Here is an 18,420-nt window from a genome sequence, read left to right as displayed (position 1 = left end):
GCCTCGCCATTTTTACAGGCCAAGCTGATTAAAATGGTGGGCGCCCGCGGGCGCCCTGTATTACTGATTGATGTGCCCACCCCACCTTCCCTGGCAAGGCAGGACAACCCGTTATCCATCCGATAACCATCAACCTCTTGCTGCGGGCGATGGTCCGAATATCATGCCCATCCAGCCGGGGCTGGTGATGGCTTTACTTCTTGGTGACATCAACCCGCAGCTTGCGCTTCTGATCATCCTTGCTTGGGGTGTAGGTTTCACTGACAGCCCCAGGAATGTTGATGTAGTTGCCACCTGCACCATCCTCAATTTGCCATGTGTAGTTGTAATCACTCGCCACCCCAACCCCACCGGCACTGGTAGTGACCTTGGCCCTGAGTTCGGTCGAGACAATCGGATTGCCACCAAGCGCAGCGTCAGTGGCCGCAATGACGATCTCGACGGCATCCACCTCATTGGGATCAACCACATCAACAGAACCATCGCCATCAGGAGAGCCCCCCGCCGCCGCAACTTCATTCCCCTGATAAGGGTCTGTCGTGGTTGCATCGGTTTGCGGAATTACTCCTGCTGTGATTTGGGTACCAAGATCTGCCAAAGTCAGGGTATAACTATCACCGGTTACCCCCATATCAATGCCATCGCGATACCACTTGTACTCACTCGGTGCTTGAGCATCCATATCCGGATCATCAAAACCTTGTTCTTCAATTTTGAGGCTGTCACCTACATCCACTCGACCGTTGTTGTTGACATCGACATAGTTGAATGACACTCCAGTCAACGTTGGGGGTCGCCCCTTCACGGTATCGGTTGGAGCCGACGTCAGCGCGCTGGCGCCACTGGCTACCCCCCACATTACCATTGCGATCGATACCGCGATTTTTTGCTTTCTCATCACTTGCTCTCTTCCTTTTGGCTACAAAAAATGACTTACATGGCGTCGATAAACGCCACTCCGGATGCTCACAGCGCCGCAACAATGACGCGCACCCGTTTCTTCTGATCCTCTCGCACGGGTAAATAGGTCACGCTGGTCGCCCCAGCGATATCCACAAAACGTCCAGTACCGACCCCCTCCTCGACCTGCCACTGCCAGGTCAGTCCTGCACGGCACGCGCTCGAGCCGCAGTCAGGCACGGCCGTCAGTACAGAGCCCACCTGAGGGAAGCCGTTAACCAGCCCGGTAATCGTCACTCCCATCAAGCTCGTGAGGTAATTCACACTGCTAGCCGGCCCCGTGTTGCCGCTCTTGTCGGTAGCCGTGGCAGTAATGGTGCCACTCCCCTGCACCGTCGGGGCTTCCAGGCTGTAGTTGCCATCCACGTCCGCGGTCGTGGTGCTGGTCGTGCCATCCGGCCAGGTAATGGTCACCGTGCTGTCCGGTTCAGCCTTGCCACTGACCTCCGGCTTGTTGTCGCTATTGCGATCCGTCGCAACCAAGGTCGGAGCCCCAGGTGCCGTTGAGTCGGTGTAGTTCACGCTGGTAGCCGGCCCCGTGTTGCCGCGCTTGTCTGTAGCCGTGGCGGTGATGGTGCCACTCCCCTGCGCCGTCGGGGCTTCCAGGCTGTAGTTGCCATCCTCATCTGCAGTCGTGGTGCTGGTCGTGCCATCCGGCCAGGTAATGGTCACCGTGCTGCCCGGTTCAGCCTTGCCACTGACCTCCGGCTTGTTGTCACTATTGCGATCCGTCGCAACCAAGGTCGGAGCGCCAGGTGCCGTTGAGTCGGTGTAGTTCACGCTGGTAGCCGGCCCCGTGTTGCCGTGCTTGTCTGTAGCCGTGGCGGTGATGGTGCCACTACCCTGCGCCGTCGGGGCTTCCAGGCTGTAGTTGCCATCCTCATCTGCAGTTGTGGTGCTGGTCGTGCCATCCGGCCAGGTAATGGTCACCGTACATTCCGGTTCCGCTTTACCAGTGGCCTCTGGCTTGTCGTCACCATTGCTGTCGGTCACTGTCAACGTCGGGGCCCCCGGCACAGTTGCATCATCAATAAACTCAAACTCCATGCTGTCACTCGCCACATGCCCACTCGGGAAGGTGACCTCTACATCCAGGCGATACCGAGTGCCGGGGTTGGGTTGCCCAGGCGCAACCAGCTCACGCCCCGTCAGTACCTGTGCAGGCCCCTGAAATGTCAGGCGATAGCGGTACTGGTAACCATCGCGGTCCGCTTCTACATCCCCCTCAATACTCTCAATCGGGATCCCATTTCGCGCTTTGGCAGGCTTCTGACGGGGGTCAACCACCCCCCAGTCAACGTGGTAGTGAGCACCGGGGCGAAGTTGAACAAAGTGTTCTGCCAACTGAATAGCGGGTTGCAGCCCAGAGTCTTCCGAGACGACAACAACCCCTTCCGCGATGGCTTCATGGCCATCAATGTCGGTGACGATGGCAACGATCGGATATTGATTGGATTGGCCAATGCGATAGATGGGCAAGACCGGAAGTGTAAGGGAACGTTTGTCCTGCCCAACCGTATCGGCAGGGCCAAGTCCACTGAGCCCCAGGATCTCGCCAAACCACTGGATGGAGGCTATCTGGCGGGAATGCTGAATGTTGAGCGTCAAGGTCAGGGCTTGCCCCTCTCCCGCAGAATACTGGTCGTTGAGAGAGGCCTTGAGGAGTACCTTGTCGCGATACTCGAGCACCATGTCATTGTTACGCTCAACCAGATCGTGGCGCATACCTGCCAGCGACTTGTCGACACGGGACGGATTCAGCATGTCCGAGAGCGTAGCCCCCAGCTTCCACTCCAGCCCCAGCGTAAAACGGGTGTCATGTTGCCTGCCGCTCGCTTCAACTTGCTCGACATCCATCTTGAGTAACGGGAAGGGGTTATAGTGCAGACCGGCAGTGATGGCATGCGGATCGCGCTCAAGCTGATCTGCGCCCAGCAAGTCAACCCGCTCCCCCAAATACTGCTCGGCAGTGAGCGATGCGCTCCATTGCGGATAGGCCGGCAGATAGGCCTCAAGACGCACATCCATACCGCGTGCTGCGCGCTCTTCCATACCCTCAAACCGTGGGGAGTCACGCCAACTGCTCAGTGGTGTATAAAAGTTGGCACCCAACTTGAGATAGTCACGCCACGCCTCAGCCCCGACTCCCGCACGCCAGTGCCGGTTGGTCAGGTCATAATCAGCAAACAGGTTGTAGCCCAGCATCCAGCGGTCTAGGAAATGACGCTGGCCCACCCCCAGGTTGGCAATGGTGCGCGCCTGCCCATTTCGGCGTAGACCAAACTGGGTAAACAGCAGGGTCTGCTGCTCTTCCGCAAGCGGCAACAAGAGATCCGCCTCGGCAGTGACCATATTGAAATCGTCATCCAGTGTCACCCGGGTTCTGGCTGTGCCCATCGTCCCCAGCAAGGATGCTGCATAGGCATTGGCCTCCTCTTCAAAATGGGTGACCAGTTGCTGACGCCAATACTGCTTCTCTTGTTCTGACCCATGATGCGGTGCAGTCGCATCCTGTGTAACGCTCTGCGCGGAAGGTGGTAGATGCCGCAGACTTCGTTTAAACCCCTTAACCAATTCACTGTGGTTTTCCTGATCTGCCGGCATCTCTGACTCGGCAGGTGAAAACAGCTGCCCCAAGCGGGCAGCCTGCTCGGCAACCTTCTGCTCGACATCCACAGGGGTTGGCGTAGGCGCCGTCAAATGCAGTGGATTGGCGCCTGACAGCGCAGGTAAAACGGACGCACGCGGTAAATTGATAGTGTCACCTACCGGCAAATGAGGGGCGTTTAGCGCCAGGTTGCCATTTAATGCCAACAGTTGGTGAGGTGTTGTGCCAAACTGGCGTGAGACAGAACCAAGCGTATCTCCCTTTGCGATCTGATAGCGGATAAGTTCAGGTTGCTTGGCTGCGGGCATGGAGAGTTGCCCAGCCGCATAAGCCACAGGAAATAATGCCTGCTGTCCTAAAAAGAGATAAGTCCAGACGCTTTGATGGACTTTACTTGGTGTGAAACTCATAAATAGACCCTTGAGTATATCTTTAGCGGCAGGACTATATATGAGGGGCTGCATTTGAGATCTATATATTAAATTTTAAAGTCACAATAAATAAATAATAAATGTAATTAATTTAAATAACCCACCTTGGTATCAGCTTGATACATATAGCATTTCTCTTTATATCAGCCATAAACACAAACAAAACAGACCTTATTGAGCCCCATTGCATCAGGCATGCTCATTTAACTGGAATTCAGAAAACGTGACAAGCATCACAATTAAATCTATTTATAATACAGCTTGAGTTCAGGTTTGCTGCGATGTCAGTCCATGAGCACCCCTGTTCCCCTAATACATTTTAAAGTTCAAAAAACATCCACCAACAAAGAATCTTAATTTTTATCAGCATCCTACTTCACCTTGGTATATTTCTGTGTCACCACCGCTCGAACATTGATCCACTCTGGCAAACGTTTCCGATTAAACAGTACATCAGCTGTGATTTACTCGCGGAACAGAAACTTCATAAGCAAAGCACGAATAATTTGCGTGCCTCCTATGAAAAGAGAGTGCATCGCCATAAATAGAAAAGAGGTCGACACCTCTTCATATTAAAATAATAAATTAATGTTATGCCAATTGGTTATTTTCTTTATTCATTTACGACATCAGTGCTAAAAAAAACAGTACCACTCCTCCATAAAATTCAATTAAGGCTAAAAAAAAGCCATTTTTGTGAGTCAGGTAGCGCTATTGATTTTTTTTAGTCACACCAGTGGAATCGTTTACACTACTGTTGCGCCAACCACATTAATTAATCGGCATTTTATTGTTCTGTCTGCCGTCAGCATTAATTACTCCCCTCTTTCAGAGACCAAAGGTAGAGAAATGGAAAAGATCTGCAAGATAAGTGGTCGACGCACGGAAATGCTCGTTAACCTGACGCAAGGAGCTGAAATTATCTATTGGGGCAACAAGTTAACATTGACGCCCCCGGAGCGCTGCCTATCCCTTGATCGGCCAGTGCCTTTTGGCCGACTGGATTGCGATGTCCCGTTAACTTTGTTTCCGGACTCCGGTTCGGGCGTCTTTAGCTCCCCTGCATTGGAAGGGCATAGAAATGGTCAGGATTGGTCTCCGGTCTTCACTATTCAGTCTGTCGAGCACGACGAACATTCCCTACGCCTTGTCAGTCATGATCCTGTCGCTCGCCTGTGTCTCTTGACTGAACTCACCATAGATCCTCTTTCTGACATTGTCGCCGTGCGCCATACCCTGAACAATGAAAGCGAGGAGCCCTTCACGGTAAACAGGCTCGCGACAACATTGCCATTACCCATGCGCGCCATTGAGTGTTTGTCATTCTACGGGCGTTGGGTTAATGAGTTCCAACAGCATCGACATATCCTGATGCACGGTGGATTCCAGCAAGAGAACCGCCGTGGTCGTACGTCTCACGAACACTACCCGGCGCTCATCATCGGCACCAAAGGATTTGATGAACAGCACGGAGAAGTATGGGGAGCTCATCTGGCCTGGAGCGGTAATCATCGAATGCGAGTTGATGTAAAGGCTGATGGTCGTCGTTTCTTGCAGGCCGAAGCACTCTACTACCCGGGGGAAATTTGCCTGCAAAAAGATGAACGCATCACGACCCCCTGGCTCTATACAACCTATTGTGCTGATGGCCTGAATGGCATGAGCCATCAATTTCACCAGTTTGTGCGTGAGCACATCCTGACCTTTCCGCAGCGACGCAACTATCAGACATGCCGACCGGTACATCTCAACACATGGGAAGGTATCTACTTTGAGCATGATCCAGACTACATCATGTGTATGGCCACTGAGGCAGCCAAGATGGGTGTGGAGCGCTTCATCATTGATGATGGCTGGTTCAAGGGCCGCTGCAATGATAGGGCGGCACTGGGTGACTGGTACCTGGATAAGCAGAAATATCCTGATGGTTTGCAGCCGGTTATCGAACATGTCAAAGCCATGGGCATGGAATTTGGCATCTGGGTTGAACCAGAAATGATCAGCAAAGATTCTGATCTATATCGCCAACACCCCGACTGGCTGATGGAACTCGATGGCTATGAACAACCAACAGGTCGCAACCAATATCTGATCGACCTGCAGAATCCTGATGCCTTTGCCTACTTGTTGGAACGTCTTGATGACCTGCTGAGCCGCTATGATATTGCCTATCTCAAGTGGGACATGAACCGTGAAACGGTCCAGCCTGCTCACCACGGACAAGCTTGCCAAACACGCCAGGTACAAAATGTCTATCGACTGATGGACGAGCTTAAAACAAGGCATCCACATATCGAGATTGAATCATGTGCTGCCGGTGGTGGCCGTATCGATTATGAGATCCTAAAGCGAGTGCAACGTTTCTGGCCATCTGATAACAATGACGCACTCAAACGTCAGGAGATCCAGAGCGGGTTTAGCTATTTTTTCCCGCCTGAAGTGATGGGCTCTCATATTGGCGCTCGACATTGCCATGCCACTCGCAGAGTATCCGACATCGACTTCCGCGGGATCACAGCCTTGTTTGGACATATGGGAATAGAGCTCGATCCGATCAAAGAGTCGGACGAAGAGAAAGCTGGCTTTGCAAAATACATCGCATTGCATAAGCAGTATAGAAACCTGCTTCATAGCGGAATCACCTACCGTATTGAAAGCGACGATCAACAAGCTCAAAAAATCCATGCCGTCATAACTCCTGATGCCAAGCATGCATTAGTGATGGTTGCACAGCTAGATATGCCTACATATGCCCACAGCGGCACTTTACGGATACCGGGATTAATCGCGCAAACACAATATCGCGTCAACGTCATCGCGCATCCGAATAACTTTCATAATGGCCTGGTTAACAAGCAACCCGTCTGGAGCCTTGCTGGCATCGTATCAAGCGGCGAATGGCTGCGCCAAGTAGGTCTGGCAATGCCAATTCTTGATCCAACTACGGCCATCTTGATCGATATATCAGCGTTATAAATTGACAGTTTAATTATCTCGATTCACAAATAATCAGAGCGAAACGGCCCTTGAATTATGGCCGTCCTCGATGTCATCGACATGATTAAAAACCGGCCAAGATAACCCTTTGGGTTTTCATTATATTTAGACTAAACCTTCATTATTTCACGTTATTTTATTAATCAAGAAAAATCACACATGACACTCACAATAAGGATGAAACTTTATGAGTATAAGCAATGTCGCCAAACTTTCCTATGGTATAGGAGCCCTTGGTAAAGATTTGGCATGTTCGATAATTTACATTTATTTAATGTATTACTATACCGATGTCGTTGGCCTTGAAGCTGCATTCGTAGGCACTTTATTTTTAGTCGCCAGAATTTGGGATACGTTCAACGACCCCATCATGGGTATGATTGTTGATAATACTCGCAGCCGCTATGGTAAGTTCAGACCATGGATCGTTATTGGTACCCTGATAAATTCAGTCGTGATGGTAGCTGTTTTCTTCACCCATGAGTTTGAAGGAGCCGCACTATACATTTATACAGCTATCAGTTATATCCTCTGGGGAATGACATATACAATCATGGATATTCCCTACTGGTCGTTCATTCCCGCGCTAACCAGCAATAAGAAAGAGCGAGAGCAGATTGTGGTGATCCCTCGCCTGTTTGCAAGCTTTGCCTGGTTTGTTATGGGAGCCTTTGGCATGAAAGCTATCGATATTTTTGGTGATGGCGATAGTGGTGCCGGCTTCGCCAAGGTATCGATGATTATTGCGCTAATATTCATTTTGAGTGCTTTGCTGACCGTATGGAAAGTAAAAGAAGATAACGCTATTGCGACCAAGGTGTCTGAGAAGATCAACTTTAAAGATGTAAAAGCGATTATCTTCCAAAATGATCAACTAAAGGCTTTGATAGGTATTGTGTTGTGCTTTAACTTGGCAATGCAGTTAGCCGGTAGTTTTGCTATCTACTACTTCACTTATGCGATGGGCGATAAAGATATGTTCGCCGTCTTCATGGGATTTGCGGGCTCTGCCGAGATCATCGGACTGGTGTTATTCCCACTGATCGTCAGCAAACTATCTCGCCCCATGATTTGGCGCCTTGCTTGTGTTTTCCCACTGATGAGTTATGTCATCTTGCTGCTTACCGGTCATTTTATGCCAGAGAATACACTACTGATCGGAATGGCAGGAGCCGCAATGAAGTTGGGCTCAGGCTTTGCCTTGGCGATGTCAACTCTTATGCTGGCAGATGTGGTTGATTACGGTGAATACAAGATGGGCATGCGCAGTGAAAGTGTCGTCTTCTCGGTGCAAACCATGCTGGTGAAAGCTGCCAGTGCATTTGCCGGCTTCCTGACTGGTATTGGGCTAACAATAGTTGGCTATGTCCCAAATACTTTGCAAAGCGAAGGCACTGTGCTGGGAATGCAGGTCTTGATGTTAGGCATTCCGAGTCTGCTAATTTGTCTGAGCTATCTGATTTATAAATCAAGTTATAAGCTCAATGGTAAATTTCACGATGAGATACTGGCCGCACTGGGTCGAGTTTGAATATAGAGAAAAACAACTTGCAAGAAATAAGTGAGTTCGTCATTTAGGTTCTCACTGATAGTCGCATCATTTTCACATTAATAGCTCTAGGTTACCTGGTGAAATAGGTCGTGCCTTTTATTATCTTAACGATGCAAAGAAAACCCATTTAATATTGACAAGTAAGGAAAATACATGAAACTAAAAAAATCAAACTGCTTCAGTCTGCTTTTATTAGCGATGCAGCCTTTGTCTTCTCAGGCTGCATTTGAAAATTTCACAACTATGGGATATGCCAAGTGGGGCAATATAAACACGAATAACGATGAACGTAATGGGGGTAAAGGAGAACTGGATGCTGTACTACGAGCCCAGGAGGGGTATGGCAACTATCGTCTTGGTAATGAGATGAACTGGTGGGAGTTGGGTTTCAAGGCTGACTTGTGGCGGCAAGAGGAGGCTTACTTCGATTTCACATATTATATTGGCAGTGGCGACAAGTGGAGCGATGTCGGTACATTACAGGTCTGGTCTTCTGCTCATAATATATTGCCAAGTTTGCCTGGCGCGGTAGTCTGGGCCGGGGAGCGATTCTATCAGCGCCATGAAGTTCACATGATCGATGTCAAGTATTGGGATGTCTCTAACAAGGGCTTTGGTATTGAAAATATTGACGTTAGCGGCACCAAGCTTCATCTCGCCTATTTCACCCCGGAGAGCAGTTATAATGCCCTTGGTGAAAATGGGGCCTACCATGACGAGATCCCTTCGTTACACCACTTTGATGTTCGACTATCCGATATAAATATAAGCAGTGGTGCTCATATAACGCTCGGTTTGAACTATGTATTCGCCCAGAATGATCATTTCGAACAGTTTGATAACAAAGGTTATCCAAATCAGGAGATCACGGATAGCGGTGCAATGCTGAGCATGCTATACCAGCAGAAGTGGGCTCTAGGTAGTAATACGCTCGCTATGCAGTATGGTATCGATGGATTGGCTGGCGGTTTGATGAGTGCCGAGGGAGCCTCAGCAGTAAAATATGCGATTGGAGTCGACCATGATGGCAGTAGTTTCCGCGTTATAAACCATGGCGATCTCTTTTTTAATGACAAGTGGAGTGCTCTTTATTCAATAGCTTATCAAAGCCTGGAGCTTGATAATGAGTACGGCAGTGACTGGTTCAGTGCTGGTATGCGTCCGCAATATAGTTGGAATGACTTTACAGCAACGGCTCTTGAAATTGGTTACGAGCGCGTCAAGGCTCAAAATGGTTCAGGTGTGAACAACTTCTCCAAGGTAACGTTGGCACAAATGTTCCAAGCTGGCCGCTCTGTCTGGGCTCGACCAACCCTGCGTTTATTTGCCACCTACGCCGAACTGGATAATGAGTGGAGTCGTCAAGGCGATGTGTATGGCAAACCTGTTAAGTTGACTGGCGATAAAGCCGGTAGTCAAAACGAAGCGACTTTCGGCTTTAATATCGAAGTATGGTGGTAAATATATTGACTGGAAAATGTCGCTATACTAAATATCAGTATTAAGTTATCTATGCACAATGCCAGTCAGTTATATATGACTGGCATTGTTATTAGTTGGTTGTATATGACACGACATATACCTGAGTCGTGTTTACAATGACTCATTACAAAAACTCTATGCCTCTAGGCCATATACTCATATTGATGTTATTGATAGTCATGGTTGCACGATAGTGACAGTTCTATATAAATATCTTTAATAAAAAGCATGATAAATATTTCTCTGTGATGAAGCCAGCAATATTTTTTGGTAACCTCCGATAAAAATATAGCAAAACCGTTCTGATGAGGTTAAGTAATCAACACTTCCCTAAGGGAAACATCATGACTCACTTTTTACAAACTTGATTTTTATGAGGTAGCTTCTACACCAGAAAATAACGAGTTTGTTATCTCCATCAGATGAGATATCCAGCTTGGTGAACTCGAATCTTCTCCATGAATCTAACCTGGTGTAGAAAGTATGTTTATAACACGCCATAAAATAGAAGCGCCGGATGATACCCGGCGCTTCATCATGATGGTCTGGCAGGCTTCACTTAATAAAGGGTGCAGCCCCAACGGTAACGACTCTCGAGCAGTTGATACTCGGGACGCACGCTCTGGCTCCAGGAGTCATCCCCACCCACCCCCATGTGGGCGCCATCGAGGCAGACCCACAGCCCCTCTTCGACCACCAGATCGCTCTGGTGACGAGCAGCGGCCAGCTGTTGCTGACTGAAGCGGCTGGCACTGAAATGGAAGCAGCCGTTTACTGTCGTGCTACCCAACTGCAACTGGCGGGTATCGCAGCGCAAGCCGTTGTCGCTCGGGAAGATGTAAGGGGTGTGCATCGCCTCCAGCGGCAGGCTCCAGCGCCCCAGATCGGCGCCCAGCAGGCGATCCGGATAGTTCTCGTGCGGCCCACGCCCCAGCCATTCAGCTCGCGCCGGGACCTCGGCCAGATGGAGCAACAGACCGATCCGCGGCAGCGAAGGCAGCGCTTGCGCCAGCTCGGTTTCTATCTCCAGGCTCATGGCGCCATCGTCGGTAAAGCGGTGATGCCAGTGACTCACCAGCAGCAGCTCATCGTGGTGAAAGTAGCCATGACTGACCCGGATATCCGCTCCGGCGACCGCGATCCCCAGACAGCGGTGCTGCCACTGACCGAGGCCACAGCCCTGCCAGCGAGCAATCCAGGAGTTGGGGTCGGCGTGATCCGCTTCGCTGGTGCCGATGTCGTTGTCGAGCGGCGCGCGGTAAAAGTGATCCATGATCGGCGCCAGCAGCTGCGCCTGCCCCGATTTTTGCCAACTGGTGATGCGACCGCTCTGCTTGTCGAGCCGCCACTGACTGTTTGCGGTGGTGACCAACCAGCCATCCGGCTGCTCGCTCAGGGTGGCGGCAGCGGCGGGAGCAGGCAGAGCAAGGGGGGTCGGCAGGGTGAACTGCTGACGGGCGACCTTGTGATCCGCCTGCGACCAGGGGGTAGCCTGCGGCTGAACGATGGCCAGATCGAGCCAGGCCAGTGAGCCTGCCGCAAAGGCGGGCAGTGTCTCGCTCAGGGTCAACTCGACCACCCCCTGTGGCGCCAGATCAAGGGAGAACTCCCCCTGCTGCTGCACATGGCCGTTCTCACACAACAGCCAGCAAAGCCGCTCGTTGTCGGTTTCCCGAAACAGGTATTCGCTCTCGATCCGCACCCGCAGCGGGGTGTGCTCGAGCAGGGCAAAGCGGAACGGCTGTTGGGCGCGCTTAGCCTCGCACAGGGCGGGATGGGGGGTGCGATCCGGGAACAGCAGACCGTTGCAGCAGAACTGGCGATCGTTTTGCACATCACCAAAATCGCCGCCATAGCCCCAGTAGTGGCGACCATCGGCGGTGTATTTGTCGAGCCCCTGATCGACCCAATCCCAGACAAACCCGCCTTGCAGACGTGGATGATCGCGAAACTCCTGCCAATAGTGGGCATAACCCCCCAGACTGTTGCCCATGGCGTGGGCATATTCGCAGAGGATCAACGGCCGGTGCTCGCCGGGCAGGCCGATCCACTTGGCCAGCGCCCACTTTGGCACCTCCGGGAAGGGTTGATCCTGATGGGTTCTGGCATACATGGGGCAGATGATGTCGGTGGCCGGGGTATCGGCCCCGCCCCCCTCGTACTGCACCGGACGGCTCGGGTCGCTGCGCTTGATCCAGCCATACATGGCATCGTGGGCCGGGCCGTACCCCGACTCATTGCCCAGCGACCAGATGATGATGGAGGGGTGGTTGAAATCCCGTGCCACCATGCGGGTCGCCCGCTCCAGAAAGGCGTTGCTCCAGGCAGGATCCCGCGCCAGCCGCCCCATGGGGGTCATGCCGTGAGTCTCCAGATTCGCCTCGTCCACCACATAGAGACCGAGCCGATCGCAGAGGCGATAGAAGTCGGGGTGGTTGGGATAGTGGGAGCAGCGCACCGCATTGAAGTTGTGCCGCTTCATCAGCAGCAGATCCCGCTCCATGGTGGCACGATCGATGGCATAACCCCTGGCGGGGTGGTGTTCATGGCGGTTGGCACCACGGATCAGCAGCGGCTGACCGTTGACCCGCAGCAGGCCGCCACGGATCTCCACCACCCTAAAGCCCACATCGCACGCCTCGCTCTCGATGGCCTGACCCTGTTCGTCCAGCAGGGTCAGGGTCAGGCGATAGAGATGGGGCGTCTCGGCGCTCCACTTGCGCGGCGCAGCCACGTCGAGCCAGCACTCGGCGCGATCGTCATACGCCCCTTTTTCATCAATGGCTTGGGTGCCGATCGGCTGGCGCAGGGTCGCGACCCGCTCGCCACCGTCATAGAGATTGGCCTCTACCGACAGCCCAGCCCCATTGGCGACTTGCAGGGCAATCTTGAGACGGCCATCCCGATAGCAGGCATCCAGCTCGGGGGTCACCCGCATATCCATCAGATGGCGGGACGGTTTGTGCAACAGGCTGACGGAGCGGAAGATCCCCGACAGCCACCACATATCCTGATCTTCCAGATAGGAGCCGTCGGACCAGCGCAGCACCAGCACCGCCAGCCGGTTGCGACCGCTCTGCAGATATGGGGTCAGATCGAATTCGGCGGGCAGCCGGCTGTCCTGGGAGTAACCGACCCAGCGGCCGTTGCAGAAGAGGTGGAAGGCGCTGCTCACCCCGTCGAAGATGATCCGGCTCTGACCGCTTGCCAGCCAGCCGGCGGGCAGATCGAACTCGCGGGAGTAGCAACCGGTAGGGTTCTCTGCTGGCACCCGGGGCGGATCGCAAGGAAAGGGGTACTTGATATTGGTGTAGATGGGGCCATCGGTGGGCGGCCGCGCAGCCGGATAGGCGGCATCCAGCTGCCAGTTGCCCGGCACCGTGATGGGGCAGGCATCCGTCAGATCCTGCGCCAGCCAGCTCTCGGGCACCAATTCGGGAGCGGCAAAGAAGGAGAAGCGCCACTCGCCATCGAGCAAGAGATGGGAGGAAGAGGCCAGATCCCCCTTGGCATCCGCTTCGCTGCGCCAGCTGAACATGGGGGTATGGGTGGGTAAACGATTAACACTGGTCACAGCCTGTGTTTGCCAATCGGCACGACAAATGATTTGGTGTAACGCCATACTGTTATTCATCTTTTATAACCTTTTTCAAATCTCTGATTACAAAATGGTCGGTTAGTAACTAGCGGCTTTTTTTGAAACCATCGTTCTACCCTTTAACAGCCCAAGTGGTCCCATTCCCGAGAGGGTAAAGACAGAAATAAAGGTGAAAGTTGCGGCAATAATGCCCAATACCAAGTAGGTTTCACGAAAGCCCATCACCTCATACATAGATCCAGCCCACACAGACATAAACATGGTTGCTAGCTGCTTGAAGAACTGATAGCCAATCAACCAGATAGTCGCACTAAAGCGAACATCAAATTCACTAGTGATGTACTTGAATGTACCGACCAACAGGAATGGAACTTCCAACATATGTAGAGTTTTCAGCAAAATGACATGGCTAACTGTCTCGGCGAATGAGGAGCCGATGATTCGAATAGACATGATGGTCCCAGCGATTAGCAGGGCATTTTTTCCGCCAATTCGATTCACAATCAGTGGGGCAAAAAACATGATGCTGGCGTTCAGTAACTCCCCCATCGTAGTGACATAACCAAAGTAACGAGTACCTTCTTCTTTTGTATCAAAGAATGCGGTAAAAAAATTCGCGAATTGCTGATCAAATACGTCATAGGTACATGCCACCCCGACGACATAGAGGGTGAAGAACCAGAATTTTGGTTGTTTTAACAATCCCATTGCCAGTTTTACGCTAAACCCTTTCTGATTGGCGCCAATACTATCTAGCACTTCACTGGTGCTACCACGACCAGGGTTGATAAAATAGAATAAAACCGCCATTACAACAGCAAAAGCAGACCCCATCCAGAACACGAACTCATTGTTGATGGTAAACATGATCCCTACAATAGAGGCACAAAGGGCCCAGCCTATTGCGCCAAACATCCTTGCTCGGCCAAACTCGAACTGACTGGAGCGACTCACCTTCTCAACATAAGCCTCTATGGCAGGAGCCCCGCCTGCAAATACAAAACCGATGTACATGCCCCCTACGATAGAACCGAGATAGATGTTCAATTTCAGCAATGGTGCCAATACATAAAGAAAGAAGGGCGCGAAGAATACCAGTAATCCAATGATGATCCAGAGCAAATTCTTTTTCAGCCCTAACTTGTCAGAAATCAGCCCAAATACTGGCTGAAATAGAAGTGCAAATAAAGAAATAGTGCCGAAGACAATTCCAGTTTCAGCCTTGCTGATACCATTGACATCATGCAGCCAAATCGGGAAAAATGGAAAATAAGCTCCCATTACAAAAAAGTAAAGAAAAAATATGGCACCGAACATTACCATATTTCTATTCAATCCAAACAATCTTTCTATACTCATCAAATATCCATCCATTGTCCATAATAAACCATTGACTTGAGAGAATGTCCTCAGACTGCCCTCGCCTCATGACAAGATTACGAACTAATTACGATGCATATTGTGACGTAACACACACCAATGTAAACGATTACACCGGCACCATATGGAAGTATATAAAAAAGAGACCCCACTAGCACAATCAAATAATAAATTTCTGATTATAAAAATAATAAAATATGGAAAATTAAAGCAACTTCATTAATAGAATCGAAATTATGTAGATGGAGGTTATAGAGATAGCGACCTGATCTCATCAGGTCATTAAGCAGACCATGGTGATAACTGCTCCCCCTACGATGGTGGCCAAGATGATTAGACCACTACAAACTCGTTGGTGATGGGGGGACAGGGACGCTCCCATGATGCAGACTTGATAGAGGGTAGTGGTGATCAGATCACCGAGTCCTCAGTTAGTTTCATTCAAGCTGCATCAATTTGGGCAACAATGCTCCCTTTCAACATATAACTGGGACAGTGCCTTCAGTTACCCGCGCGCGCCGCCAGTACCCGCTCCACCGTATCGACGATGGCCTGAGTCTGGGGATCGATCTCGATATTAGTCTGCCAGCCAGCCTTGACCCAACCCAGGTTGGTGCGGGCCAGGGTCTCGGGGATCAAGTGAACGCAAAACTCCCGCTCCCGCTCGCGCACCTCACCTATGGTCAGGCTGATGCCGTCGATGCCGATGTATCCCTTGGTCAGCACATATTTCATCAGCTCGGGAGCAAGGCGATACCACACCTGACGGTTGTTGGGTGTGTCGATCACCGAGGTAACCTCTGCCATGCCAATGATGTGGCCAGACATGGCATGACCGCCGATCTCGTCACCAAAGCGGGCGGCCCGCTCCACATTGACCTTGTCCCCCACCTGCAACAAGCCGAGATTGGTGAGACGCAGGGTCTCCTGCATCAGATCAAAGCTGACCAGCTCACCCTCGACCCGGGTGACGGTCAAACAGCAGCCGTTGTGGGCGACCGAAGCGCCAAGGACCAGCCCTTCCCCCCACGCCGGGCTTGGCATGCGGATAACATGGGTACGGAAGTTGGGTTGCTCCTCGATGGCCACCAGTTCGGCGGTCCCCTGCACTATGCCAGTGAACATCTCTCGTCTCCTGCTACGGCAAAAAGGGCAGGTTAACCTCGGGCAGAAGGTGAGACAAGGGTACAGGCTGACAAGCTTGCGCCCGATCGCTATAGTGACGCCGTTCACATCCGGGTAAACAAGGAAAAAAGAAATGCAGGTATATCAATGTTGTGAAGCGATCCGTATCGCCTATAACCAGATTGGCTCCGGCGAGCAGGGCTATGTGCCGAAGGCCATCGCCGCCACTATCCGCGCCCTCAACGCGGTCGCCGCCGATGAGCGGGTACCCGCCGAACTGCGTGAACAGGCCGCCTATGCCGCTGCCAACCTGCTGATCAGCGATCACGAAGACGCCTGATCCTGCCCCTGGGGCGGCAACTATTTCGTCCTGGCTGAATTTCAGGCTAGAATGCCTCCCCCACCCTTTGCACTTTCGTCCGAAAGTGCAAAGGCTCTTCCCGATTTCCGCTCTTTTTTACTCTTATCTGATCCACTCGGAGGTGTCAGTGCAACGTTATTGGTCCGAGGCGAAGCAGCTCGTCCGTCTAGCCAGCCCCATTCTGGTCGCCCAGGTGGCCCAGGTCGCCATGAACTTCGTCGATACCGTGATGGCGGGTCAGGTGAGTGCGGTCGATCTGGCCGCCGTGTCGGTGGCGTCCAGCTTCTGGCTACCGGTGATCCTGCTGGTGCAGGGGATCATCATGGCGCTGACCCCCATCGTCTCCCAGCTCAATGGCGCCCGTAAACGGGAGGCAATTCGCCCGGCCGTCCATCAGGGCTTCTGGCTGGCACTGATCGTCACCCCGCTGGCGATGATTGCGCTCTATTACAGCCCGCTGGCATTGCAGTTCATGGATGTGGAGCCGGTGATGGCGGCCAAGACCACTGGTTATCTGCACGCCATCCTGTGGGGCCTTCCCGCGTTCGTGATGTTCCAGGTGCTGCGCAACTTCAGTGAGGGGCTCTCCCACACCATGCCTACCATGGTGATCGGCTTTGTCGGGCTGGCGGTCAATATTCCCGCCAACTACATCTTCATTCACGGCCACTTCGGCATGCCGAAACTGGGCGGGGTGGGCTGTGGCGTGGCTACTGCCATTGTGCTGTGGGCCATGCTGCTGGCGATGATCCTCTATGTGAAGCTCTCCCGTCACTTCACCGAGATCCGGCTCTTCTCCCAGCTGGCTCGCCCCAACGGCAGCCGGATCTGGCGCTTGTTCCGCTTGGGCTTCCCCATCGCCATGGCGATCTTCTGCGAGGTGACCCTGTTTACCGTGGTGGCCCTGATGCTGGCTCCTTTCGGTGCCGAGACTGTGGCGAGCCACCAGATTGCGCTGAACTTCTCCAGCCTGGTCTTTATGCTACCCCTCTCCATCGGGGTGGGTGTCACCATCCGGGTCGGCCACAGTATCGGTGAAGGGCAACCCCATCACGCTCGGGTGGCAGCTCGCACCGGCTTGATGCTGGGGATGGCCATCGCTGCTGCCACTGCCGCCATGACGGTGCTGCTGCGCGAGCAGATCGCCTCCATCTATACCGATGATCAGCAGGTGATCGTCCTGGCGGCCATCTTGCTGTTCTTCGCCGCCATCTATCAAATCTCGGACTCTGTGCAGGTGGTCGCGGCCGCCGCACTGCGCGGTTACAAGGATACCCAGGCGATCTTCTACGTCACCATCGTCGCTTACTGGGGACTGGGGCTGCCCACCGGCATGATCCTGGGTCTGACCGACTGGCTGGTGCCGCGGATGGGGCCGCAGGGATTCTGGATCGGCTTTATTGTCGGCCTCACCAGTGCAGCCCTGATGCTGGGGGCGAGATTGCGCTACATCTATGGCCGTTTTGCCACTCCGGAAGCCTGCACTACCCTGTCGCGATCTCAGTAACAGGGCTTGGCAAGCGACAACTCGCCTGCAAAATCAACAGGCTGCGCAAGAACTGGGCAAACAGTCTCCTTTGTGCATATGGCCTGTTGACAGCCTTGGGGGGCATGGGTAGTATGCCGACCACGTCAGCAGCGCTGGCGTAGTGAAGTAAGAGAAAGTGGGTTTATAGCTCAGTTGGTTAGAGCACTACCTTGACATGGTAGGGGTCGTTGGTTCAAATCCAATTAAACCCACCACTTTTCTGTGATGCGTCCTTAGCTCAGCTGGTTAGAGCACCACCTTGACATGGTGGGGGTCGGTGGTTCGAATCCACTAGGACGCACCATTACAGAACACTGATTATGCGTCCTTAGCTCAGCTGGTTAGAGCATCACCTTGACATGGTGGGGGTCGGTGGTTCGAATCCACTAGGACGCACC

The 18,420-nt window shown here is 52.4% G+C and carries 10 protein-coding genes and 3 tRNA genes; 8 read left to right on the top strand and 5 right to left on the bottom strand.

All coding sequences use genetic code 11. The annotated features are described in order from the left end of the window. Positions 1-193: 193 nt before the first annotated feature. Positions 194-898, bottom strand: coding sequence for a ZirU family protein (locus G5358_RS02915; RefSeq protein ID WP_270906224.1), 705 nt, complete (start codon positions 896-898; stop codon positions 194-196). A 68-nt stretch (positions 899-966) separates the two neighbouring features. Continuing rightward, on the bottom strand, positions 967-3,564 hold the full coding sequence (locus tag G5358_RS02910; RefSeq protein WP_421323590.1) for an inverse autotransporter beta domain-containing protein: 2,598 nt from the start codon (positions 3,562-3,564) through the stop codon (positions 967-969). 1,284 nt (positions 3,565-4,848) lie between these two features. On the opposite strand from G5358_RS02910, the gene G5358_RS02905 reads away from it, so the two are divergent. The 3 genes from G5358_RS02905 to G5358_RS02895 all read left to right on the top strand — a co-directional run bounded on the left by G5358_RS02905 (position 4,849) and on the right by G5358_RS02895 (position 10,009). Next, positions 4,849-6,975, top strand: coding sequence for an alpha-galactosidase (locus tag G5358_RS02905; protein WP_421323577.1), 2,127 nt, complete (start codon positions 4,849-4,851; stop codon positions 6,973-6,975). 208 nt (positions 6,976-7,183) lie between these two features. Then, complete coding sequence (gene melB, locus G5358_RS02900; RefSeq protein ID WP_421323576.1) at positions 7,184-8,527, top strand: melibiose:sodium transporter MelB; 1,344 nt, start codon at positions 7,184-7,186, stop codon at positions 8,525-8,527. 174 nt (positions 8,528-8,701) lie between these two features. After that, positions 8,702-10,009 carry a carbohydrate porin gene (locus G5358_RS02895; RefSeq protein WP_421323575.1) on the top strand — a complete coding sequence of 436 codons (1,308 nt, stop codon included), beginning with the start codon at positions 8,702-8,704 and terminating at the stop codon, positions 10,007-10,009. A 580-nt stretch (positions 10,010-10,589) separates the two neighbouring features. Here the strand turns inward: G5358_RS02895 and G5358_RS02890 are convergent. The 3 genes from G5358_RS02890 to G5358_RS02880 all read right to left on the bottom strand — a co-directional run bounded on the left by G5358_RS02890 (position 10,590) and on the right by G5358_RS02880 (position 16,133). Beyond that, positions 10,590-13,652: a beta-galactosidase gene (locus G5358_RS02890; RefSeq protein ID WP_421323574.1), complete on the bottom strand. Its 3,063-nt coding sequence runs from the start codon at positions 13,650-13,652 to the stop codon at positions 10,590-10,592. Positions 13,653-13,706: 54 nt separating this feature from the next. Next, positions 13,707-14,987 (bottom strand): MFS transporter, encoded by a 1,281-nt coding sequence (locus G5358_RS02885; protein WP_302055949.1) that lies wholly within the window; start codon positions 14,985-14,987, stop codon positions 13,707-13,709. Between the two features lie 522 nt (positions 14,988-15,509). After that, positions 15,510-16,133, bottom strand: coding sequence for a riboflavin synthase subunit alpha (locus G5358_RS02880; protein ID WP_216953512.1), 624 nt, complete (start codon positions 16,131-16,133; stop codon positions 15,510-15,512). A gap of 133 nt (positions 16,134-16,266) precedes the next feature. Here G5358_RS02880 and G5358_RS02875 point away from each other — a divergent pair, with 133 nt between their 5' ends. The 5 genes from G5358_RS02875 (at position 16,267) to G5358_RS02855 (ending at position 18,418) form a co-directional block, all read left to right on the top strand. Beyond that, positions 16,267-16,473, top strand: coding sequence for a YaeP family protein (locus G5358_RS02875; RefSeq protein ID WP_113739999.1), 207 nt, complete (start codon positions 16,267-16,269; stop codon positions 16,471-16,473). Between the two features lie 148 nt (positions 16,474-16,621). Next, positions 16,622-18,001 carry an MATE family efflux transporter gene (locus tag G5358_RS02870; protein ID WP_040069252.1) on the top strand — a complete coding sequence of 460 codons (1,380 nt, stop codon included), beginning with the start codon at positions 16,622-16,624 and terminating at the stop codon, positions 17,999-18,001. A 159-nt stretch (positions 18,002-18,160) separates the two neighbouring features. Beyond that, positions 18,161-18,237, top strand: a tRNA-Val gene (locus G5358_RS02865). Between the two features lie 12 nt (positions 18,238-18,249). Beyond that, positions 18,250-18,326: transfer RNA gene (locus G5358_RS02860), tRNA-Val, on the top strand. Positions 18,327-18,344: 18 nt separating this feature from the next. Next, positions 18,345-18,418: transfer RNA gene (locus G5358_RS02855), tRNA-Val, on the top strand. Positions 18,419-18,420 lie beyond the last annotated feature (2 nt).

It is taken from the genome of Aeromonas sp. 604176 (assembly GCF_049170755.1).
Taxonomy (GTDB): Bacteria; Pseudomonadota; Gammaproteobacteria; order Enterobacterales; family Aeromonadaceae; genus Aeromonas; species Aeromonas veronii_A.
This window is presented reverse-complemented; position numbering and strand designations above follow the sequence as displayed.

Excerpts from the sequence above, each read along its gene's own strand:
- G5358_RS02915 (WP_270906224.1), bottom strand. The coding sequence starts at position 898 with ATGAGAAAGCAAAAAATCGCGGTATCGATCGCAATGGTAATGTGGGGG.
- G5358_RS02910 (WP_421323590.1), bottom strand. The coding sequence starts at position 3,564 with ATGCCGGCAGATCAGGAAAACCACAGTGAATTGGTTAAGGGGTTTAAA.
- G5358_RS02905 (WP_421323577.1), top strand. The coding sequence starts at position 4,849 with ATGGAAAAGATCTGCAAGATAAGTGGTCGACGCACGGAAATGCTCGTT.
- melB (WP_421323576.1), top strand. The coding sequence starts at position 7,184 with ATGAGTATAAGCAATGTCGCCAAACTTTCCTATGGTATAGGAGCCCTT.
- G5358_RS02895 (WP_421323575.1), top strand. The coding sequence starts at position 8,702 with ATGAAACTAAAAAAATCAAACTGCTTCAGTCTGCTTTTATTAGCGATG.
- G5358_RS02890 (WP_421323574.1), bottom strand. The coding sequence starts at position 13,652 with ATGGCGTTACACCAAATCATTTGTCGTGCCGATTGGCAAACACAGGCT.
- G5358_RS02885 (WP_302055949.1), bottom strand. The coding sequence starts at position 14,987 with ATGAGTATAGAAAGATTGTTTGGATTGAATAGAAATATGGTAATGTTC.
- G5358_RS02880 (WP_216953512.1), bottom strand. The coding sequence starts at position 16,133 with ATGTTCACTGGCATAGTGCAGGGGACCGCCGAACTGGTGGCCATCGAG.
- G5358_RS02875 (WP_113739999.1), top strand. The coding sequence starts at position 16,267 with ATGCAGGTATATCAATGTTGTGAAGCGATCCGTATCGCCTATAACCAG.